At 71.8% G+C, this 20,498-nt stretch carries 22 protein-coding genes and 1 other RNA gene; 16 read left to right on the plus strand and 7 right to left on the minus strand.

What is annotated here, in order from left to right; all coding sequences use genetic code 11:
* Positions 1-4 precede the first annotated feature (4 nt).
* Genes ACIG5F_RS33820 through ACIG5F_RS33830 form a run of 3 tightly spaced genes read right to left on the minus strand, consistent with a single transcriptional unit; the run spans position 5 to position 1,844 of the window.
* Positions 5-556 carry a DUF1349 domain-containing protein gene (locus ACIG5F_RS33820; RefSeq protein WP_396523996.1) on the minus strand — a complete coding sequence of 184 codons (552 nt, stop codon included), beginning with the start codon at positions 554-556 and terminating at the stop codon, positions 5-7.
* A gap of 11 nt (positions 557-567) precedes the next feature.
* Positions 568-1,413, minus strand: coding sequence for a fructosamine kinase family protein (locus ACIG5F_RS33825; RefSeq protein WP_396523997.1), 846 nt, complete (start codon positions 1,411-1,413; stop codon positions 568-570).
* The gene (locus tag ACIG5F_RS33830) at positions 1,392-1,844 is read right to left on the minus strand and encodes a low molecular weight protein-tyrosine-phosphatase (protein WP_396523998.1); all 453 of its coding nucleotides are present in this window, start codon (positions 1,842-1,844) and stop codon (positions 1,392-1,394) included. Before ACIG5F_RS33830 ends, ACIG5F_RS33825 begins: the two co-directional genes overlap by 22 nt.
* Before the next feature lie 22 nt (positions 1,845-1,866).
* Between ACIG5F_RS33830 and cobC the strand changes: the two genes are divergently transcribed.
* The 4 genes from cobC to ACIG5F_RS33850 are packed head-to-tail and all read left to right on the plus strand — an operon-like array spanning position 1,867 to position 5,622.
* Positions 1,867-2,913 (plus strand): Rv2231c family pyridoxal phosphate-dependent protein CobC, encoded by a 1,047-nt coding sequence (cobC, locus tag ACIG5F_RS33835; RefSeq protein ID WP_396523999.1) that lies wholly within the window; start codon positions 1,867-1,869, stop codon positions 2,911-2,913.
* Positions 2,910-3,776: a Nif3-like dinuclear metal center hexameric protein gene (locus ACIG5F_RS33840; RefSeq protein ID WP_396524000.1), complete on the plus strand. Its 867-nt coding sequence runs from the start codon at positions 2,910-2,912 to the stop codon at positions 3,774-3,776. The genes cobC and ACIG5F_RS33840 overlap by 4 nt, the downstream gene beginning before the upstream one ends.
* Positions 3,773-4,510, plus strand: coding sequence for a zinc ribbon domain-containing protein (locus tag ACIG5F_RS33845; RefSeq protein WP_396524001.1), 738 nt, complete (start codon positions 3,773-3,775; stop codon positions 4,508-4,510). Before ACIG5F_RS33840 ends, ACIG5F_RS33845 begins: the two co-directional genes overlap by 4 nt.
* Positions 4,511-4,518: 8 nt before the next feature.
* The gene (locus ACIG5F_RS33850; RefSeq protein WP_396524002.1) at positions 4,519-5,622 is read left to right on the plus strand and encodes a bifunctional RNase H/acid phosphatase; all 1,104 of its coding nucleotides are present in this window, start codon (positions 4,519-4,521) and stop codon (positions 5,620-5,622) included.
* Here the strand turns inward: ACIG5F_RS33850 and ssuE are convergent.
* Positions 5,619-6,164: an NADPH-dependent FMN reductase gene (gene ssuE, locus ACIG5F_RS33855; RefSeq protein WP_396524003.1), complete on the minus strand. Its 546-nt coding sequence runs from the start codon at positions 6,162-6,164 to the stop codon at positions 5,619-5,621. The genes ACIG5F_RS33850 and ssuE overlap by 4 nt on opposite strands.
* Before the next feature lie 68 nt (positions 6,165-6,232).
* Positions 6,233-7,339 (minus strand): dimethylsulfone monooxygenase SfnG, encoded by a 1,107-nt coding sequence (gene sfnG / locus ACIG5F_RS33860; RefSeq protein WP_396524004.1) that lies wholly within the window; start codon positions 7,337-7,339, stop codon positions 6,233-6,235.
* Positions 7,340-7,610: 271 nt separating this feature from the next.
* On the opposite strand from sfnG, the gene rnpB reads away from it, so the two are divergent.
* Positions 7,611-8,006, plus strand: an RNA gene (rnpB, locus tag ACIG5F_RS33865) — RNase P RNA component class A.
* Between the two features lie 131 nt (positions 8,007-8,137).
* Here the strand turns inward: rnpB and ACIG5F_RS33870 are convergent.
* On the minus strand, positions 8,138-8,458 hold the full coding sequence (locus ACIG5F_RS33870) for a hypothetical protein (protein WP_396524005.1): 321 nt from the start codon (positions 8,456-8,458) through the stop codon (positions 8,138-8,140).
* Positions 8,459-8,860: 402 nt separating this feature from the next.
* On the opposite strand from ACIG5F_RS33870, the gene ACIG5F_RS33875 reads away from it, so the two are divergent.
* The 11 genes from ACIG5F_RS33875 (at position 8,861) to ACIG5F_RS33925 (ending at position 19,479) form a co-directional block, all read left to right on the plus strand.
* Positions 8,861-9,127: a hypothetical protein gene (locus ACIG5F_RS33875; RefSeq protein ID WP_211763581.1), complete on the plus strand. Its 267-nt coding sequence runs from the start codon at positions 8,861-8,863 to the stop codon at positions 9,125-9,127.
* Positions 9,128-9,133: 6 nt separating this feature from the next.
* Positions 9,134-9,625, plus strand: coding sequence for a hypothetical protein (locus ACIG5F_RS33880; protein WP_396524006.1), 492 nt, complete (start codon positions 9,134-9,136; stop codon positions 9,623-9,625).
* Positions 9,626-9,644: 19 nt separating this feature from the next.
* Entirely contained in the window at positions 9,645-12,497 is a 2,853-nt protein-coding gene (locus tag ACIG5F_RS33885; protein WP_396524007.1) for an ATP-binding protein, read from the plus strand.
* Positions 12,494-14,407: a hypothetical protein gene (locus ACIG5F_RS33890; RefSeq protein ID WP_396524008.1), complete on the plus strand. Its 1,914-nt coding sequence runs from the start codon at positions 12,494-12,496 to the stop codon at positions 14,405-14,407. The genes ACIG5F_RS33885 and ACIG5F_RS33890 overlap by 4 nt, the downstream gene beginning before the upstream one ends.
* Positions 14,408-14,410: 3 nt before the next feature.
* Positions 14,411-15,019, plus strand: coding sequence for a hypothetical protein (locus ACIG5F_RS33895; protein WP_396524009.1), 609 nt, complete (start codon positions 14,411-14,413; stop codon positions 15,017-15,019).
* A gap of 1 nt (position 15,020) precedes the next feature.
* Positions 15,021-16,040, plus strand: a complete 1,020-nt coding sequence (locus tag ACIG5F_RS33900) for a C40 family peptidase (protein ID WP_396524010.1) — start codon at positions 15,021-15,023, stop codon at positions 16,038-16,040.
* A gap of 11 nt (positions 16,041-16,051) precedes the next feature.
* Entirely contained in the window at positions 16,052-16,672 is a 621-nt protein-coding gene (locus ACIG5F_RS33905) for a hypothetical protein (RefSeq protein WP_396524011.1), read from the plus strand.
* Between the two features lie 53 nt (positions 16,673-16,725).
* Positions 16,726-18,159: an RNB domain-containing ribonuclease gene (locus ACIG5F_RS33910; protein ID WP_396524012.1), complete on the plus strand. Its 1,434-nt coding sequence runs from the start codon at positions 16,726-16,728 to the stop codon at positions 18,157-18,159.
* Positions 18,152-18,820 (plus strand): NADPH-dependent F420 reductase, encoded by a 669-nt coding sequence (gene npdG, locus ACIG5F_RS33915; RefSeq protein WP_396524013.1) that lies wholly within the window; start codon positions 18,152-18,154, stop codon positions 18,818-18,820. The genes ACIG5F_RS33910 and npdG overlap by 8 nt, the downstream gene beginning before the upstream one ends.
* A gap of 68 nt (positions 18,821-18,888) precedes the next feature.
* Entirely contained in the window at positions 18,889-19,218 is a 330-nt protein-coding gene (locus ACIG5F_RS33920) for a DUF6247 family protein (protein WP_396524014.1), read from the plus strand.
* On the plus strand, positions 19,219-19,479 hold the full coding sequence (locus ACIG5F_RS33925; RefSeq protein WP_396524015.1) for a hypothetical protein: 261 nt from the start codon (positions 19,219-19,221) through the stop codon (positions 19,477-19,479).
* 126 nt (positions 19,480-19,605) lie between these two features.
* On the opposite strand, the gene panB is transcribed toward ACIG5F_RS33925, so the two are convergent.
* A complete protein-coding gene (panB, locus tag ACIG5F_RS33930) occupies positions 19,606-20,478 on the minus strand; it encodes a 3-methyl-2-oxobutanoate hydroxymethyltransferase (protein WP_396524016.1) in 873 nt (290 codons plus the stop codon).
* Positions 20,479-20,498: the final 20 nt, after the last annotated feature.

The following is a 20,498-nucleotide window of genomic DNA, read 5'->3' on the forward strand; positions in this document are numbered from 1 at the left end:
TGCCTCACCCGGTCGTGAGCTCCAACCGGTCGAAGGCGACGGAGTAGCCCGGACCGTCCGGCGAGGCGCACATCACCCCGGCCAGGGTCGGCACGGCCGGCGGATAGTAGGCCAGCCGCAGCATCGTGGTCGGCTCGTCGCCGTCGACTCCATAGCGCACGGTCACGGCGTCACCCGATCGCTCAATCTCGATCGTGACCCGGTCGGCGTACTCGATCGGTGTGACCGACCAGTCCGACAGGCCTCGGGTGACCACCACGCTGGCCTGCTGCTGGCCGTCCACGTACTCGACGCCGGTCTTGATCCAGTTCTCCTCGTCGATGCGCAGCATGGCGCCGGCCTGGTCGTACTGGTGCGTGTACGCGCCCGCGAACCGGGTCACCAGCTTGAGGTCACCGCTCACCTCGCGGGCCAGCAGATGGCCGGTGTCGCGGATGAACCCGTAGTGCGTGATGCGCCAGAAGTCGGTGGCGGCATCGGTCCGCACGTTCAGCGCGTCTCCCGCCGACCACGACTTCGGTTCGTTCAGCCACTGCCACCCGGTCACATCGATCATGGCTTCGATCCTCACAGTCGCAGGGCGCGCCGCGCAGCTGTCACGGCCTGATCCGCATACGAACGGCCGAACAGCTCGACGTGCACGAGGAGTGGAAAGAGCTGGTGCAAGGGGATCCGACGCTGCCAGCCGTCGGCCAGCGGCGACTGCGAGACGTAGCCGAAAAGCGCCCGATCGAGGTGCGGACACCCGAACAGCTGAAGCATGGCCAGGTCGGTCTCCCGGTGCCCGCCGTGCGCCGCCGGGTCGATCAGCCACACCCGGCCGTCGGCCGCCCAGTGCACGTTGCCGCTCCACAGGTCCCCGTGCAGCCGCGCCGGCGTTTCCTCCGGGCCGGCCAGCTCCTCGATCCGGTCGATGACCTGCTCGAAGACGGCCTTCTCAGCGCTGGTCAACGCGTTCGCCCGGGCCAGGTACGGCGCGATCCGATGCTTCGCGTACCACCGCGGCCAGCTCGCCGCCGACCCGTAGTCCATCGCCGCCAACCCGATCGTGCCGATCGGCGGAGCCCCAGGTGGAGCCTCCCCGAAAGCGTTTGCGCCGGCAGCGTGCAAGGTGGCCAGCTGACGGCCGAACCGCTCGGCTGCCGTCGGTGAGGACGGGCCCGGCTCGATCTGCTCGATCACCAGCCAGCGATCGTCGTGCCCGCGCACGCCCGGCACCGGCACCGTCCCCGATTCGGCCAGCCAGGCCAGGCCGGCGGCCTCGGCGGCGGCCCCGTCGGTCTGCTTGGCCACGACCAGGTCGCCGTCGGCCAGCTCGACCTCCCACACCGCCGCTGACAGCCCGTGCACGGAGACCGGCTCAAGGCCGGTGATCTCCGCCACGGCCTCGGTCACAGGTTGTCGCGAACCCATGCCAGCAATCCTGGCGACGCGGCCTCGATCATGGCCAGCACCTCGTCGAACCCTTCCGGCCCGCCGTAGTACGGATCGGGCACGTCCACGCCGTCGGCGTCCGGGTCGAACGACCGCAGCAGCCGCACGCGCGCGGGGTCGTCGGCGATCCGCCGCAGCGCCCGCGCGTGCCCGCTGTCCAGCGCGACCAGCAGGTCCGCGCCGAGATGCCGGTTGTCCACCTGGGCCGCCACGTGGTCGGTCGGATACCCGTGCCGCCGCAGCGTCGCCCGGGCCCGCTCGTCGGCCGGCTCGCCCACGTGCCACGGGCCGGTCCCGGCGCTGTTCACCTCGACCACGTCGGCCAGCCCGGCCTCCCGCAGGTGCTCGCGGAAGACCAGCTCGGCCATGGGGGACCGGCAGATGTTGCCGGTGCAGATGAAGCTGACCATCACCCCTTTAGACTTTCACGCGATGACCGGCCAATCGATCTCGCGTGCGCTCCTGCGCCACCACGGGGACGTCGACGCCGAGCCTGGTCTGGTCGACTACGCCGTCAACGTGCGGCTGGCGCGCCCACCCGCCTGGCTCCGCGAGCGGCTCGCCGCCGCGCTCGACCGCCTCGGCAGCTACCCGTCGGCCGCCGACCACGCCGCCGCCGCGCAGGCGGTCGCCGACCGGCACGGGGTTTCCCCCGACCGGGTGCTCTTGCTGAACGGCTCCGCCGAGGGGTTCGCGTTGCTGCCGCAGCTGCGGCCCCGGCTGGCGGCAGCAGTGCATCCGTCGTTCACGGAGCCGGAGGTGGCGCTCACCGACGCCGGCGTCCCGGTGCACCGCGTCTTGCTGTCGCCGGAGGACGGCTACCGGCTGCGTCCCGACGACGTGCCGGAGAACGCCGACCTGGTGGTCGTCGGAAACCCGACCAACCCGACCTCGGTGCTGCACCCGGCGGCCGACCTGCTGGCGTTGGCTCGCCCGGGCCGCACGGTGGTGGTCGACGAGGCCTTCATCGACGCCGTGCCGGGGGAGCGCGAGTCGCTGGCCGGCAGCGCCGCCGACGGCCTGCTGGTGTTCCGCAGTCTGACCAAGATGTGGGCGCTGCCCGGTCTTCGCGCCGGTTACGTGCTCGGCTCGCCGGACCTGCTGGCCCGGCTGGCGGCGCACCGGCCCCAGTGGCCGGTCGGCACGCTGGCGCTGGAGGCGTTCCGCGCGTGCAGCGAGCCGTTCGCCGTGGCCGAATCCGACCGCGCGGCCGTCGAATTCGAGACGCACCGAGCCGAGCTGGTCAGTGCCCTGGCCGAGCTGCCGGGCGTGCGCGTCCACGAGCCCGCATCCGCGCCGTTCCTGCTGCTCACGGTCAAGGACGGCGCGAATGTCCGGGCCGCGCTCCGCGAACGCGGCGTGGCGGTCCGGCGCGGCGACACCTTCCCCGGGCTGGGGGGCGACCACATCCGGGTCGCCGTCCGCTCGCCCGAACAGTCCGAACCCCTCTTGACCGCCTTGCGTGAGGTGCTGGCTTGACCTCGACAGTTCGCCCAAAGACCGTCGGTGCTGTCGTCGCCGCGTTGGAACGTGCCTATCCGCCCGAGTTCGCCGAGTCCTGGGACGCCGTCGGCCTGGTCTGCGGCGATCCCGCCGAGCCGGTGGAGCGTGTGCTGTTCTGTGTCGACGTCGTCGAGGCGACCGTCGAGCAGGCGCTGGAGATCGGCGCGCAGATGATCGTCGCCCACCACCCGCTGCTGCTGCGGGGTGTGCACGGCGTGCCGGCCGACACCACCAAGGGCCGTGTCGTGCACCGGCTCATCCGTGCCGGCGTCGCGCTGTTCTGCGCCCACACCAACGCCGATTCCGCCGACCCCGGCGTCTCCGACGCGCTCGCCGAGGCGCTCGGCCTGACCGTGGACCGGCCCCTCGACCCGCACGAGCCCGGCAGCCGTACCGGCATCGGTCGCATCGGCACGCTGCCGGCCGCCGAGCCGTTCTCCACGTTCGTGCAACGGGTCGCCGATGCCCTCCCGCCGACCGCCTGGGGCGTGCGGGCGGCCGGCGATCCCGACCGGCTGATCCGCACCGTCGCCGTCTCCGGCGGGGCCGGTGACTCCTACCTCGGCCACGCCACTCGGGCCGGCGTGGACGCCTACGTCACCGCCGATCTGCGCCACCACCCGGCCGGCGAGCACCTCGAACCCGGTGCCGACCAGCCCGCGCTGGTCGACGTCGCCCACTGGGCCAGCGAGTGGCCCTGGTGCCGGCAGGCGGCGGACGTCGTGTCCGCCGCGCTGACGGGTACCGTCGACACCTTCGTCTCCACCCGCCGGACCGACCCGTGGACTCTGCACGCGCGGAGCACCGACCGGCATGATCCTCAAGGGGGCACCCAGTGAAAGCTGACGCCAACGTCCAGCGCAGGCTGCTCGACCTCGCCGAGGTCGACGCCGAGCTGAGCCGGGTGAACCACCGGCGGCGCACGCTGCCGGAGCTGGCCGAGATCACCGCCGCCGAGCAGACTGTGCAGGCCAAGCGGGACGCGCTGGTCGCCGTCGAGACCACGCTGGGCGACCTGGACCGCGAGTCGCGTCGCCAGGAGACCGAGATCGAGCAGGTCAGGGCCCGCGAGGACCGGGACCGCAAGCTGATGGCCGACGGCAACGTCGGGGCCAAGCAGCTGTCCGACCTGGAGCACGAGCTGGCCACGCTCCAGCGCCGTCAGGGTGTGCTGGAGGATGACCTGCTGGAGCTGATGGAGCGCCGCGAGGCCGTCGAGGGCGACACCAACCACGCCCGCGTCGAGCTGGAGAAGGCCCAGGCCGCCCTGTCCGACGCCCAGGGCCGCCGCGACAGCGCGCTGGCCGACCTGGACAGCACCGAGGCCAAGCGGGTCGCCGACCGCGAGCTGATGGTCAAGCAGTTCCCGGCCGACCTGCTCGGCCTGTACGAGCGGGTGCGGGCCCAGCGCGGCATCGGCGCCGGCCTGCTGCGCGGCCGCCGCTGCGGCGCGTGCCGGATCGAGATCGACCGCACCACGATGTCCACGATCAAGTCAGCCGCCGCCGACGACGTCGTGACCTGCGACGAGTGCGGGGCGATCCTGGTCCGCACCGCGGAGTCGGGGCTGTGAAGGTCCCGGTGAAGGTCACTGTCGAGGCCGACGGCGGGTCCCGGGGCAATCCCGGCCCCGCCGGCTACGGCGCGGTGGTGTTCGACGCCGACTCCGGCGACGTGCTGGCCGAGCGCAAGGAGGGCGTCGGCCACACCACCAACAACGTGGCCGAGTACAAGGGCCTGATCGCCGGCCTGACCGCCGCCCGCGACCTCGGCGCCGACACCGTGGCCGTGCGGATGGACTCCAAGCTGGTCATCGAGCAGATGTCCGGCCGCTGGCAGGTCAAGCACCCGGCCATGCAGCCGCTCAACGCCGAGGCCAAGCGGCTGGCCGCCGGCTTCGACCGGATCACCTACGAGTGGATCCCGCGCGAGCGCAACAAGCACGCCGACCGCTTGGCCAACGAGGCGATGGACGAGCAGGCCGGCATCGAGTCCAAGCCCGCCGCCAAGCCCGCGAGCGTCGGGACCTCGGCCGCGAAGGCCTCCTCACCCGGCTGGACCGGGGCCCAGGGCACGCCGACCCGGTTCCTGCTGCTGCGCCACGGCCAGACCCCGATGACCGTCGAACGCCGCTATTCCGGCCGTGGCAACGTCTCCCTGAGCGAGCTCGGCGAGCAGCAGGCCGCCGCCGCGGCCGAGCGCCTGGCCAAGGTGCCGGACATCGCCGCCGTGGTGGCCTCGCCGCTGACCCGGACCGTGCAGACCGGCCAGGCCGTGGCCGACGCGGTCGGCGTCGAGCTGACCACCCTGGACGGCCTGATCGAGACCGACTTCGGCGCCTGGGAGGGGTTGACCTTCCGCGAGGCCGTCGAGCGCGATCCGGAGCTGCACCGCAGCTGGCTGTCCGACACCTCGGTCGCCCCGCCCGGCGGCGAGAGCTTCGACGTCGTGCACCGCCGGGTGCGCCGCGGCCGGGACGACCTGATCAGCAAGTACGGCGGCAGCACGATCGTCGTCGTCAGCCATGTGACGCCGATCAAGAGCCTGCTGCGGATGGCGCTGGACGCCGGCCCGTCGCTGCTCTACCGACTGCACCTGGACACCGCGTCGCTGTCGATCGCCGAGTTCTACCCCGACGGCAACGCCTCGGTGCGGCTGGTCAACGACACCTCGCACCTGGGTTAGGACGCGACCGCCAGCTGGTTGCCCAGCGCCTCGTCGAAGCCGGTCAGCGCCTCGTCCACGGCCGCCCGCGCGTCGGGGGCGATCGCGCCGCCCTCCTCGCCGTAGCCGATCAGCCGGTCCAGCACGAAGCAGCCGGGCACGAGCCGGTCCGCGCCCATCGCGGTGAGCAGCGGCCGCAGCGCGTAGTCGATGGCCACCAGGTGTCCCTGGGTGCCGCCGGTGGCCAGCGGCAGCACGACCTTGCGGGCCAGCGCGTTGTCCGCGAGCAGGTCCAGGAACGCCTTGACCAGGCCGCTGTAGGCGGCGCGGTAGACCGGGCTGGCGACGATGACGCCGTCGGCCCGGTGCACGGCGCTGATCGCCGCCCGGATCGCCGGGTGCTCGGTGTTGGACACCAGCAGCGCCGAGGTCGGCAGGTCGCGCACGTGCAGCGTCTGCACCTCGTGCCCGCGCGCGGTCAGCCAGGAATCGGTGTGCGTGAGCAGCACCCCGGTTCGGGAGTCCGGCGACGGGCTGCCGGAGAGCAAGAGCACTGTCGACATGGCGACCTCCAGGAGCGCCTCGGTGCAGCAGCTGCCGCCGCTGCACCGAGGCAGGGGAGTGGATCAGGTCAGACCGCGTGCACGGGTTCGGGCGTCGCCGCCGACTTGTCGAGGTCCGCCTCCAGCTCGCGGACGATGGGCAGCACCTTGCTGCCGAAGTACTCGACCTCCTCCAGGTAGTGCAGGAAGCCGAGCAGCAGCAGGTCGACGCCGCGGCGCCGGTACTCCACGATCCGGGTCGCCACCTGCTCGGGCGTGCCGATCAGCCGGGTCCGGAACCCGTCGTTGTACTGGACCAGGTCCTCGAACGAGGAGTCCTGCCACATCCCGGTCCTGTTGCCGGTGGACTGGCCGGCCTGCTTGACCGCCGAGCCGAATCCCTCGACCGCCTCGACATCGGCCTTGGCCACGATTTCCCGCAGCACTTCCTTGGCCTCGGCCTCGGTGTCGCGTGCGATGAGGAAGCCGTTCAGGCCGAATCGGACGCGGCGGCCGTGCTGGGCCGCGGTCGCGTTGACCTCGGCGATCTGCTCGGTGATCCCGTCGTAGTCCTTGCCGTTGCTGAAATACCAGTCGGAGACCCGGCCGGCCATCGCGCGGGCGGCCGTGGAGTTGCCGCCCTGGAAGATCTCCGGATGCGGCCGGCCCTCGCTGGCCAGTGGTTTCGGCTTCAGGTCGAAGTCGTGCAGACGGTAGAAATCGCCGTTGAACTCGGCGTGCTCGGAGGTCCAGATCTCGCGCAGCACCCCGATGAACTCCTCCGACCGCCGATAGCGCTCGTCGTGCTCAAGCCACGGCTCGCCGAGCTTGGTGAACTCGTCCTTGAACCAGCCGCTGACCACGTTCACCGCGGCCCGCCCGCCGGACAGGTGGTCGGCCGTGGCCAGCAGTTTGGCCAGCACACCGGGCTGCCACAGGCCCGGGTGCACGGCCGCGATGACCTTGAGCCGCTCGGTCGCCAGCAGCAGGGCCAGGCTGAAACTGGTCGACTCGTGCTGGTAGGCCGCGCCGTAGCTGGCGATGTAGCGGACCTGGCTGAGCGCGTACTCGAAACCGTTGTTCTCGGCCAGCACCGCCAGTTTGCGGTTGTAGTCGTAGCCCCAGTCGGTTCGCTGCTCGATCTTGCTGACGACCAGTCCACCGCTGACGTTCGGCACCCAGTAGGCGAATTTCACGGGCTCGTATCCGACGTGTTCGGACAAGGCTTCTCCAGAAATTTGTGTCGTACACAGAAGAAACCCGCGCGGGGTCACGGGGGAATTGAGGAGGATCGTCAGGAGCGACAGCCGCTGGCCGCGACGCGGACGAAATCCACGTGACGGCGACGAGTGAGTCGGCAAACCGCGACCATGCAGCGAGTAGAGCACGGGGGCATAAGGGGGTCAACGCGTCCGTGAACCCATTCCATGCACTGGGACACGCCCGTACTAGGCTGGTCCGCGCGGACGAGTCGGCAGGGCGGCCGCGTCGGCGGGCCCCGGTCCGCCGCCGAGGAAAGTCCGGACTCCACAGGGCAGGGTGGTTGCTAACGGCAACCCGGGGCGACCCGCGGGACAGTGCCACAGAGAACAGACCGCCCGGTCGCCTCGCGCGGCCGGGTAAGGGTGAAACGGTGGTGTAAGAGACCACCAGCACCCCGGGCGACCGGGGTGGCTAGGTAAACCCCACCCGGAGCAAGGCCAAGAGGGCGCCGCGTGCGGCGCCTGCGCAGGCGATCGAGGGCTGCCCGCCCGATGCCTGCGGGTAGGCCGCTGGAGCCTGCCGGCAACGGCAGGCCGAGATGGATGGCCGCTGCCCGGCGCGAGCCGGGTACAGGATCCGGCTTACAAGCCGACTCGCCCGCCCCCGCCGCTTGGAAGGGGGCTTTCCTCCACTCCGAGTGGAGGAAAGCCCCCTTCCAAGCGCGAAGGGCGCAACCTACTGGGCGGTAGTGCTGTTCGGGGGTGTGGACCGGGGGTGGGGGTGGGTCGGGGTCAGCTTTCGGGCCAGTCGCGGGGGCGGCCGACGGGTAGGCGCATGACCGGGTCGAAGGGCTGGCCCGAGTTGAAGCGCTCCTCGAGCTCAGCCACCCGCTCGGCCACGGCCGGGTTGACGATGTCGGCCAGGCTGCGGACGCCGGCCTCGGGGGCGTGGGTGGCCAGGTGGGCGGCGGCGGCCCGGGCCCGGTCCAGGACCTCCTGGTCGAAGTTGACAGTGCGCTGGACCCGGCGGCCGCTCACCCGCCCGCGGCCGGTAGCCTGTCCGCCGTGCGGCGGGGCGTCCTCGCCCAGGTCTAGCTCGGGTTGGTGGGCCATGCGAACATCCCTGCTTGAGGAGGGGTGAGCCGTCCGTCACCGAAGTTCGGCGGCGTTCGGGCCGCCTCGGGAGGTTCGTCAGCCGAACAGGTCAGGTCCGTGACGGTGTTACCGTAGTCGAGACACACTGTGTGATGACCTTTGTCGCAAGCGGGTGAACTGTTCCGGCAAGCGGGAGAATTCCGTGTCACGTGTTCTCCATACGGCCCTCGCCACCGATGATGGGTGGAGCCAGATTAGACGTAATACGCGGTCGAGGGGAACGTTTTGGATCAACCCAGGGCGCTGACGACCCCTACACTGTGTGACTCCTCGCCGGGCGACGCCACCCATGCTGTACTCGCCAGCGCCGACCGGGGGCGCCCCCCGGCAAGTAGCACTCCACGCACTCCGGAGTAGGACATGACCGCCAGCAGCCTCATCACCGTCGTGGCCGACACCCCCCTCAAGACCAACAACATCCAGGCCTGGATCACCGGCAACCTCGTGCCGCTGCTGTTGCTCGCGGTGGCGCTGCTGCTGCTCTGGCTGGGCGGCGGCAAGGGCGACAACGCGGGCGTCATGCGCCGCATCGGCGGCGTCATCGTGGCGCTGGCGATCATCGGCATCGCGATCACAGGAGCGGGCGTCGACATCGGCAAGTGGCTCGCCGGCCTGTTCACCGGGTGAGCGGGCGTGCGGATCCGCACTGACGACGAGGTCTACCGGGTCGACGCCGTCTGGCTCGGCCCGCCCAAGGCGACTTTCCCCTGGCGTGCCCGCTACGTGTCCTGGGGCATCGGCCTCGCCGTGTTCTTCCTCACCCTCACCGTCGAGCGCCGGATCGGGATCGGCATCGGGTTCTTCAGCGTCGCGTGGGCGCTGGTGATCACCGTCGCGATCACCCGGCTGGTCGGCTCGCGGATCAGCCACGAGCGCCCGCTGGGCGCCGTGGTCACCATGTGGCTGCGGGAGCTGACCTCGCCCCGGCAGACCAGCGCCGGCCAGGGCGGCGCGGTCACCGCCACCCGGATCAAGGTCAACGGCCAGCGGCCACTACCCAAGCCAGGCCGGCGGCAGCTGCCGCCGGCGCCGAACTCACCCGGCCGGCACGCACAGCAACCACGCCGGCAGGCCGCCAGTCGTACCAGGGAGGTTCGCGGTGTTCGGACGCCGACGAGACCGTGACAGCCGCTCGGTGCGGCACGTGGCGCAACATGCTGCAGCCGAGCTACCGGTCGACAGGACGGCGTACAGCACACGAGGACGGCGGCTTCCTGGCGAGCAGTCCATCCCGAGCTACACCCCCAGCATCGCGGTCCGCAGCATCGACGGCCACCTCGTGCGCACCGGCCAGGACGTCTACGCCTGGTACCGCCTCGCGCCGCAGCGCTGGTCGTTCCGGTCCGACTCGCAGCGCCAGGACCTGATCGCCGCCATCGCCGGCCAGTACGCCGAGCTACAGGGCCGCTGGATGCACCTGCGGGTCACGACCCGGCCGTACCCGATCCGCATGTGGGCCGAGGCCCACGTGCACAACGCGGTCAGCCGGCTGCCCGACGTCCCCGGCGGGCTGTCCTTCGACGACTACATGATCGGCGAGCAGCAGCAGCTGATGGGCCGGTCGATGGCCGAGAAGGAGGTCTACCTCGGCGTCCAGGTGCAGGTCCGCAACGTGGTCGACCGCGCGGTCGAGCGGGCCGCCCCGGTGCTGCGCCGGGTGTTCCCGGCCGCGGTGGACGCCGAGCTGGTGGCCCTGGACAGCGAGGTCGAGTACCTCGACCAGGTGATCGGCTCGGCCGGCCTGGAGGGCCGCCCGGTCAGCGCCGACGAGATGTCCTGGCTGATGCACCGGTCGTGCTCGCTGGGGCTGCCGGCGCCGCGCAACATGCCGGCGGTGCCCACCGACACCTGGGAGCCCGAGGACCTGGCCAGCTTCACCGACGCGGCCGACTTCTACCAGGAGCCGTACTCGCCGACCGTCACCGTGCGCGGCCGCACCGGCTCCAACGCCGGCGTCGGCCGGCACGTCTGCGTGCTCACCGTCGGACCCATGCACGGCCTGCAGATCCCCGAGATCGACGATCCGTGGGTGCAGCGCGCCGACCGCCTGCCGGCCTCGGTGGAGTGGTCGGCCCGCATCTACGTGCGCCGGCCCGAGGAGGTCGGCGGCGAGCTCCAGCGGCAGATGAACAAGGTCCGCTCGCAGGTCCGGCACTACACCGACGAGCACGACCTGGAGCCGCCGCAGTCGCTGGTCCGGCAGGCCGGGCGGGTGCTGGAGATCGACGACGAGATGACGTCGGGCTTCACCGCGCTGGGCACCCGGGTGCGCTCGTGGTGGCGGCTGGCCGTGTCCGGCACCAGCCAGCGCGAGGCGCTGCGGCTGGCCCAGAACCTGCTGGAGCTCTACAAGCCGAAGGTCGCCATCGAGCACCCCGAGGCCCAGTACGCGATGGCCCGGGAGTTCATCCCCGGCGAGCCGCTGGCCTCGGCCGCGTACATGCGGCGCGGCTCGGTGGTGTGGGCGGCCTCGTCCGTGCCGACCGCGACCGCCGAGGTCGGCGACCGGCGCGGCATCCTGCTCGGCGAGACCTGCACCGCGACCCGCCGCCCGGTGGCGTGGGACCCGTGGATGGCCCAGGAGGTCCGCGACGGGTCCGGCCTGACCGCGATGGTCGCCGGCCTCGGTGGCGGCAAGTCGTTCCTCGGCGGCGGCATCGTCTACAAGACGCTGCGCTCCGGCGCCTACTGGACGGTGCTCGACCCGTCTGGGCCGCTGGCTGCGCTGTGCGAGCTGCCCGAGCTCAAGCCGTACGCCCGGCCGATCAACCTGCTCAACGCCCAGCCCGGCATCCTCAACCCGTACCGGGTGGTGGCCGAGCCGCTGATCGAGCACTTCCTCGACGAGGAGGACCCGGAGCGGGCCTGGCGCCGGGAGAAGGCGCTGGCCGCCGCGACCCGGCGACGGCTGGTGCTGGACGTGCTGTCCGGCCTGCTGCCCTACGAGGTGGCGCGGCTGCCGCAGACCCGGATCGTGCTGCTGCGCGCGGTCCGCATGGTCGGCGGCCGCCCGGACGCGCACCCGGGCCTGGTGTTCGAGGCGCTGCGCCGGGACGCCAGCGAGCACCACGAGCACGCCGTGGTCGTGGCCGACTTCCTGGACGAGATGCGCGAGCGCATGTCGCTGCTGATCCCGGAGGCCGGGGCCGACCCGTACTCCGAGGTCCGCGACGACCGGTTCACCGTGCTGACCATGGCCGGGCTGACCCTGCCCAAGGACGGCATCGGCCGCGAGCACTGGACCGACGCCGAGGCGCTGGGCGTGGAGATGCTCAACCTGGCGGCCTGGCTGACCCAGCGCTCGGTCTACGAGCGGCCCAAGGACCTGCGCAAGGGCGTCTGGATCGACGAGGCGTTCTTCCTGTCCGAGGTGCCGACCGGCCGGGTGCTGATGAACCGGTTCGCCCGTGACTCCCGCAAGTGGAACGTCCGGGTCATGCTGTCCAGCCAGATCCCGGCCGACTTCCTGCGCATCCAGGGCTTCGTGGCCCTGCTGGACTCGGTCTTCGTCGGCCGGCTGGACGACGACGAGGCCCAGGCCGACGCGCTGCGCCTGCTCAAGGTCCCGGTCGGGGCCGGCTACGAGCAGGTCATCGCCAGCCTCGGCCGCCGGCCGGGCGCGCACCGCAACGGCACCGAGCGGGACACCGCGCCCCGGCAGTTCGTCTTCGGCGACGGCGCCGGCGGCGTGGAGCGGATCCGGATCGACTTCTCCGGCCCGCACCTGGACTCGCTGCGCAAGGCCATGGACACCACGCCGGACGCCCAGCGCGAGACCAACCGGGCCATCGCCGAGCTGCCGGCGGTGCCCTCGCCCGAGGGGCTGGACAGCGGCATGCCGCCGGAATCGATCGGGAACGGCTACGACGCCTACGACGACGACCTGGCCGCCGAGCTGGAGGTCGGCCTGATCGACGAGGCCGACGTGCCGCAGAGCCGGCCGGACCAGGAGTCGCTGGTCAAGGTGCCGCCGCACCAGAGGGGCCAGCGGGAATGACCGCGGTGCTGCTCGTCCTGACCGCCGCCACGCTGGTGACCCTGGCGTGGCGGCTGCTTCGGCGTGTCCGGCCGCGCGGCCGGGCGGTGCTGGTGGTCGCGGCGATCATGGCCATGCAGGCGTTCATCGGCGCGCCGGCCTTCGCCGCGCCGACCGACTGCGCGCCCAACCCCGAGCGGCCCGACCTGGGGCTGGTCGGCGCGCTGGACCCGTCCAACGAGCTCGGCGTGCACGGCCAGAACGGCTCCATCTACTACGACTACCGCTACGCCGGCCTGACCTGGCACACCTACGACCCCAACTGCGGCTCGATCAGCGCCATCACCAGCTCCAACTCGGAGATCGACACCTGGTTCGGCAACCAGCTGTTCAACATCTCCAAGGTGATCGTGGCCGCGACCAACGGCCTGCACTACGTGATCACCGGCAACCTGCTGGTGGGGCCGCTGGACAATCTGGTCGCCAGCGGCACGAAGGCCTTGTACAACGGCGTTTTCGCGCCACTGCTGGGTCTCGCGGCGCTGGGTCTGGGCATATTGCTGTTCAGACAGATCTGGCGGGGCGATCTCGCCGCCATCAGCAAACGCACGATGTGGGCGCTGGCCGGACTCTGGCTGGCGTCGGCCGCGTATCTGACCCCGCTGGTCTACACCGAGGTGCTGAACAAGGTCCTCATCTTCGGCACCTCGGAGATCCAGGCCGGTTTCCTGTCCGAGGTCGGCCTGGGCGACAGCACCAACGCGCTGCCGACGATGCTGCACGACAACGTGGTGTACCGGAACTGGCTGCGCGGCGAGTTCGGCTCGCCGGACGCGCCGCAGGCCCAGCAGTTCGGCAAGGACCTGGTGGCGGCCCAGGCGTTCAGCATCAACGAGAAGAACCAGAACAAGGACGCCGACCCCAACAACACCAACGCCAAGAAGCAGCAGTACGTGGACATCCGAGGAAAGCTCGGCAATGCCACCGGCTATTTCGACGGCACCGACGGCAGCCGCATCGGCGACGGTTTCCTGGCGCTGTTCCAGGCGTTGGCCTTCTCGCTGTTCCAGCTGCTGGCCAAGGCGGCCATCCTGTTGGCGCAGGTGCTGCTGCGCATCGTGGTGCTGGCCGCGCCGCTGATCGGCCTGGCCTCGATCCTGTTCCCCGACCTGCTGCACAAGATCGGCCGGGCCGCCGGCGCGGCGCTGCTCAACGTGGTGGTCATCTCGGCCCTGGCCGGCCTGGACACCCTGGTGCTGACCTGGATCTTCGACCCGGCCCACGGCCTGCCGCTGCTGGCCCAGATCCTGCTGGCCGGGCTGGTCACGGTGGCGTTCTTCATGATCGGCAAGCCGGGCCGGCGGATGATGCAGATGGTGTCGCTGTCGGTCGGCGCGATGGGCTCCAACCTGGCCGGCGGCGGCATGTGGTCGCGGCTGCTGGGACGCAAGGGCGGCGGCACCCCGCAGGACGCCTTCTGGGAGCACGTCCGCGACGGCGAGCACCTGCCGCCGGAGATCGCCGCCGCCCAGCGCAACGGCCGGTACCGGCCCGAGGCGGTGCTGGCCACCGCCGAGCGGCTGGACGTCAACGGCAACGCGATCACCGCCGGCAGCACACGAGCCCTCCAGTCGGGCATCGGCGGCGCGGGCGCGCTGCCGGCCGGTGGCGGCGGCTCGATCGGGCCGATGGCGCTGGCCGCCGGCTCATCACGGACCGTGGACACCCCGCCGGTCGTGGACCGCAGCTGGGAGCGGCGCGGCGAGGACGCCGTGATCGTGCCATCGCAGGTGATCAGCGGGCAGCGTCCGCAGGCCGAACCGCGCCGGGCCGAGGTCGAGGTCATCGCCGGCCGGCCGGTGCACATGATCTACCGGCCATCGCGCGGGCTTGAGGTGGCCGACCAGGACTTCCGGGGCGAAAGGGGGTAGCCGATGCCGATCCGCACCAACCGCGGCCGTTCCGCGGTGTATCGCAAGCTGTGGAGCTGGCCGCTGCGCTCGCCGCGGCACCTGGTGATGTTCGTGGTCATCGTGGTGGCGATCGGCATCGTGGTGGCCCTGGCCATCCCGCCGTCCTCGCCCAGCAACTCGGCCCAGACCCCCGGCGACACCGCCAGTTCCGGCGCCGCCGGCCCGACCGGCTCCTCGGGGCAGTCCACGCCCGGCGACACCACCACGTCGCCGGCCACCCGGCTGACCTCGCCGCTGCTCAGCCCGACCCCCGCGCCGCCGGCCCCGCAGGCGCTCGACGTGGCGCTGAAGTGGGTGACGGCGTGGGCCAAGCACCCGGCCGGCATCACCAACCAGCAGTGGCTGGACCAGCTCAAGCCGTACACGACCGACGAGTTCCTGCCCCAGATGGCCTCGGTGGACCCGGCCAACGTGCCGGCCACCAAGGTCACCGGGGCCGCCGTGTCGGTGGACTCGACGACCAGCTCGGTGCTGGCCGACGTGCCCACCGACGGCGGCACCATCCAGGTCACGGTGATCACCACCCCGAACCAGGGATGGCGGGTCTCCAAGTACGACAAGGCCGGCTGACATGAAGCTCTGGATCATCGCCGGGGTCGCGCTCAGCCTGGTGTGCGCGCTGGTCGTGGTGGTCGTGACGGTCACGACCGTGGTCACCACCCAGCAGCAGGCGCTGAGCCTGTTCCGGATGAGCAGCTGCAACGCCGCCATCGGGCCGTGGGCCGACGCCACCGGCGACGCCGCCGCCGGCGAGGGCCGGGTCGCGCAGCTGTCCGCCGGCCAGCGGGACATCGCCGCCCAGATCATCAAGATCGGCAAGGACCGGCAGCTGCCCCCGCTGGCCTGGCAGGTGGCCATCCAGGCCGGCATGCAGGAGTCCAGCCTCACCAACGTCACCCACGGCGACGCCGCCGGCCCGGACTCCCGCGGCGTCTTCCAGATGCGCTTCACCATGGGCTGGGGGACCGAGGCCCAGTTGGAGGACCCCAACTACTCGATCAACAAGTTCTACGACGTGCTGACCAAGATCCCCAACTGGCAGGGCATGCGGCCGGGCGACGCCGCCCAGGCGGTGGAGCGGTCGGCCTTCCCCGACGCCTACGACAAGTGGGAGGCGATGGCCGCGGCCCTGATCAAGACGGTCGGCGACGTCGCCGACCCGTCCGGCTGCGGCGCCGCCGCGCAGGCGGCGGCGATGATCCTGCCGGCCAACCAGGCCGCGGCCAAGGCCATCGCCTACGCCCAGCTCCAGCTGGGCAAGCCCTACATCTGGGGCGGCAACGGGCCGGTCGGCTACGACTGCTCCGGGCTGGTGCAGCAGGCCTACCTGGCCGCCGGCATCCAGCTGCCGCGGGTGGCCGCCGACCAGTACCACGCCGGCGCGATGCTGCCGGTGGCCCAGGCCCAGCCCGGTGATCTGGTCTTCCTCGCGACAGACAAGAGCAATCCTGCGACGATCCACCACGTGGCTATGTACCTCGGCAACCACCAGATCATCGAGGCCCAGGACTTCGGCATCCCGATCCACATCCGGCCGTTCAGCTTCACCGAGGCTGAGGTCGTCCCCCAGGCCGTGCGGCCGGGCGTGTAGCAGGAGGCGCGATGAAATACACACCCGAGCCCATCCCGCGGCCGGCCGGCCGGCCCGCGTCGAGCACGCCGCTGCGCGATTTCCTCAGCTCCACCAACCAGGGGGTCGACGCCGGCTACGCGGTGGTGCCGCGGTCGCTGGCCGAGTCCATGCCGCTGCCGTGGCAGCAGCAGTTCGCGACCCTGCTGGCCGAGTTCCACCAGGCCTTCGCGCACCTGCAGTGGCCGGTCTACCGGGTCGTGCCGTCCCGCTGCGAGCGGCTGGTCGACCTGGACGAGGAGCAGCTGGCCGAGGCCGGCTACCTGATGGAGATCGACTCCGACGGGGAGATCGTCTACCGCGGCCGCAACGGGGCCCCGGTGGACAACCCCGAGCAGACCACCGCGCTGGTGTCGGTGCTGGATCCGATCCCCAGCAACCGGCACGCCCGCGTCGAGCCGGCCGCCGCGCAGCAGCCGCCGGCTTTCCCCAACCAGTCCAGACCGACGCCGCCCGGCGGATTTCCGGCGCAGCCACCGAACCAACCTGGGCCGACGCCGCCCGGCGGGTTCCCGGCCCAGCCCGATTCCGGCGCGGCCACCCCGCAGGGGCACCACCGCTACCCCTCGGCCCCCGACCAGCCGTCCTGGTGATCGTCGTGGTGGAAACGACGAACCGGTAATTCGTTGTCTACAGTCTGAGTGTGGTGTCCAGGACCGTCACAACCGGTGGCGCCGGGCGGGACTTCGCTCCGATCCGGAGCGAGTTCGGGCTGCATCGGGACTTCCCGGCGTCCGCGCTGGTCGAGGCCGAGCAGGCGCTGGACGAGGTCCGCGGCGGGCCGAGGCTGGACGCCACCGCGTTACCGCTGGTCACCATCGATCCGCCCGGCTCCAAGGACCTCGACCAGGCGGTCCTGCTGGAACGCCGGCAGTGCGGCTACCGCGTCCACTACGCCATCGCCGACCTGGGCGGGTTCGTGCCGCCCGGCGGCGCGCTCGACCGCGAGGTGAAGCGGCGGGGCCAGACGCTCTACCTGCCCGACGGCACCGTCCCGCTGCATCCGCCCGTGCTGTCCGAGGGCGCGGCCAGTCTGCTGCCCGACCAGGTCCGGCCGTCGGTGCTGTGGACCATCGACCTCGACGCCGACGGCAACCCGACGGGGGTCGTCGTCCGGCGGGCCCATGTGCGCTCGGTGGCCCGGCTCGACTACGAGTCCGTGCAGGCCAGCCTGGCCGTGGGGACCCCGCACCCGTCGATCGCGCTGCTGCCCGAGATCGGCCGGCTGCGCCGGGCCACGGCCGCCGACCGGGGAGCCGTCGAGCTGCAACTGCCCGAGCAGCAGGTCAGCCAGGCCGACGACGGCGAATGGCTGCTGCGGGTGCGGCTGCGGTCGGAGATCGAGGCCTGGAACGCCGAGATCTCCCTGCTCACCGGCATGTGCGCGGCCCAGATCATGATCGAGGCCCGGGTCGGTGTGCTGCGCACCCTGCCGTCGGCCGACGTCGACGCCGTCTCCGGGCTGCACCGGGCCGCCACCGCGTCCCGCGTCGAATGGCCCGACGGGGAGAGCCCGGCCCGGCTGCTGGCCGGCCTCGACCCCAACCGGCCCGAGTCGCTCGCCATGTACGTCGCCGCCACTCGCCTGCTGCGCGGGGCCGGGTACACCGCTTTCGACGGCGCCGAGCCCGCCGTCACCTCCCACGCCGGCGTCGGCGCGCCGTACGCGCACGTCACCGCGCCGCTGCGGCGGCTGGTCGACCGGTTCGCCACCGAATGCTGCCTGGCCACCGTCGCCGGCGCGGCCGTGCCCGCCTGGGTCCGGGCCGCGCTGCCGGAACTGCCGCACTTGATGTCCGTCTCAGACTCATTGGCCGCGAAGGTCGAACGTGCTTGCCTCGACCAGGTGGAGTCCTGGGTGCTCGCCGACCGTGTCGGCGACGTCTTCGACGCCGTGGTGCTGCGGGCCGAGGCCAACAGCGGCGAGGTCTTCGTCGCCGAGCCGCCCGTGATGGCCAAGTGCGGCGGGGCCGAGCTGCCCGAGGGCGAGCGGATCAGGGTGCGCCTGGTCGAGGCGGACACCGCGCGTCGCAAGGTGTCCTTCGAGAGGTTTGTCGGAGAAGAGGAAGATCGTGACTGAAATCGGTGACCTGACCGTCGGCGTGCTCGGCGGCACCGGCCCCCAGGGCAAGGGACTGGCGTTCCGGTGGGCCAAGGCCGGCCTCAAGGTCGTCATCGGCTCGCGCAGCGCCGACCGCGCCGAGACCGCCGCCGCCGAGCTGCGGGAGCTGGCCGGGGTCGACAACGTCGTCGGGGCCGACAACCTCGAGACCGCCGCCAAGGCCGACGTCGTGCTCGTCGCCGTGCCGTGGGACGGCCACGGCGCGCTCCTGGAGTCGCTGCGCGAGGCTCTGGCCGGCAAGATCGTGATCGACTGCGTCAACCCCCTCGGCTTCGACAAGCAGGGCCCCTTTGCCCTGCCCGTCGAAGAGGGCAGCGCCGCTCAACAGGCCGAGGCCCTGCTGCCCGACTCCCGCGTCACCGCCGCCTTCCACCACGTCTCCGCCGTGCACCTCGCCGACCCCGCCATCGAGGCCGTCGACACCGACGTCCTCGTGCTCGGCGACGACCGCGAGGCCACCGACCTCGTCCGCGCCCTCGCCGACACCGTCCCCGGCATGCGCGGCGTCTACGGCGGCCGCCTCCGCAACGCCGGCCAGGTCGAGGCCCTGACCGCCAACCTCATCGCCATCAACCGCCGCTACAAGGCCCACGCCGGCCTCCGCGTCACCGACATCTGACCGGAAAGGGGACGGACCGACCCGGTCCGCCCCCGTCCAAACCTGGCGCGGCCCACTATTCTGATCCAGTGACCGCCACCTACGCCTTCGACGAGCAGCCGCAGCAGGGCCATCCGCTGCGGCCGGGCGCGGCCCCCCACGACATCCGGGCCGCGCTGTTGCCCGAGGACCGCGAGCTCTTCGACAACGCGTACGCCCAGGCCCTCACCGAGGCCCGGGAGAGCCTCGACCTGACCGGGCTGTTCAAGGTCCTTGAGCAGTGGCGGCGCACCGCCGTGCTGCAGAGCGACCGCTCCGCTTTCCGCCGCGCCGTCCGCCGGGCCGCCGAGCTGCTGACCGGCGAACCCGTGCCCGAGGACGAGCCCCTCTCGGTGACCCGAGCCAAGGCCGGCATGTAGGTGTTCGACGTCGTCCTCGACGACCTGGTCCAGCCCCAGCTCGACGGCTTCCCCCACGCCGCCCGCCTGGCGTTCGCCGAGCTTCGGGTCGCGCTGGAGCTGAGTCCCTGGAGCGGTGAGCCGGCGCACGCGAATCACCCGGACAGCCCCACCCGCACCATGGCCTTCGGCCCGCACCGGGAAGGCCTGGCCGGTTACGTGATCATCGACCGGACGGATCGGCGGCAGGTCGTCATCGTCGAGGTGGCGTGGCTCGGCTGATCGCCAACCTCATCGCCGTCAACCGCCGCTACAAGGCCCACGCCGGCCTCCGCGTCACCGACATCTGACCGGGAAACGCGCAATGCGGTGAGGGGCAGGCCCGCAACGGGCCTGCCCCCCAGTTGCTCAGTGGAACGAGTGTTCCGGACCGGGGAAGGCCCGGTTCCGGACTTCCGAGGCGAAGGTGCTGGCGGCGGTGCCCAGGACCGACGCCATGTCGGCGTACTGCTTGACGAAGCGGGGGGCCTTGCCGCGGCGGAGGCCGGCCATGTCCTGCCAGACGAGGACCTGGGCGTCGGTGTCGGGGCCGGCGCCGATGCCGACGGTGGGGATGCGCAGCTCGTGGGTGACGCGCTTGGCGACCTCGGCGGTGACCATCTCCAGCACGACGGCGAAGGCCCCGGCCTGCTCGAGGGCGACGGCGTCGGCGAGGACGGCGTTGCCCTTCTCGTCGCCGCGGCCCTGCACCCGGTAGCCGCCGAGCTGGTGCTCGCTCTGCGGGGTGAAGCCGACGTGCCCCATCACGGGAATGCCGGCGGCGACGATGGCCTCGACGTGCGGGGCGAACCGCCGCCCGCCCTCCAGCTTCACGGCGTGCGCCCGGCCCTCCTTCATGAACCGGACGGCGGTGGTGACGGCCTGCTCGACGGACACCTGGTAGGAGCCGAACGGCAGGTCGGCGACGACGAGGGCGTGCTTGACGGCCCGGGTGACGCCGCGGGTGAGGAACAGCAGCTCGTCGACGGAGACGGGCAGCGAGGTGTCGTAGCCGTACACGTTGTTGGCGGCGGAGTCGCCGACCAGCAGCACGGGAATGCCGGCCTCGTCGAACAGCTCGGCGGTGTACATGTCGTACGCAGTGAGCATGGGCCACGGCTCGCCGCGGTCCTTGAGCTCCTGGAGGTGGTGGATGCGGACCTTGCGCGCCGGCTTGGCGCCGACGGCGCCATTGCTGGCGGGCCCGTTTCCGTAGGGCGCCGCGATTTCGGCAGACGTCATTGTCCCGACCGTCCTTCCCT

Source organism: Kutzneria sp. NPDC052558, assembly GCF_044547355.1.
In the GTDB taxonomy this organism is placed as follows: domain Bacteria; phylum Actinomycetota; class Actinomycetes; order Mycobacteriales; family Pseudonocardiaceae; genus Kutzneria.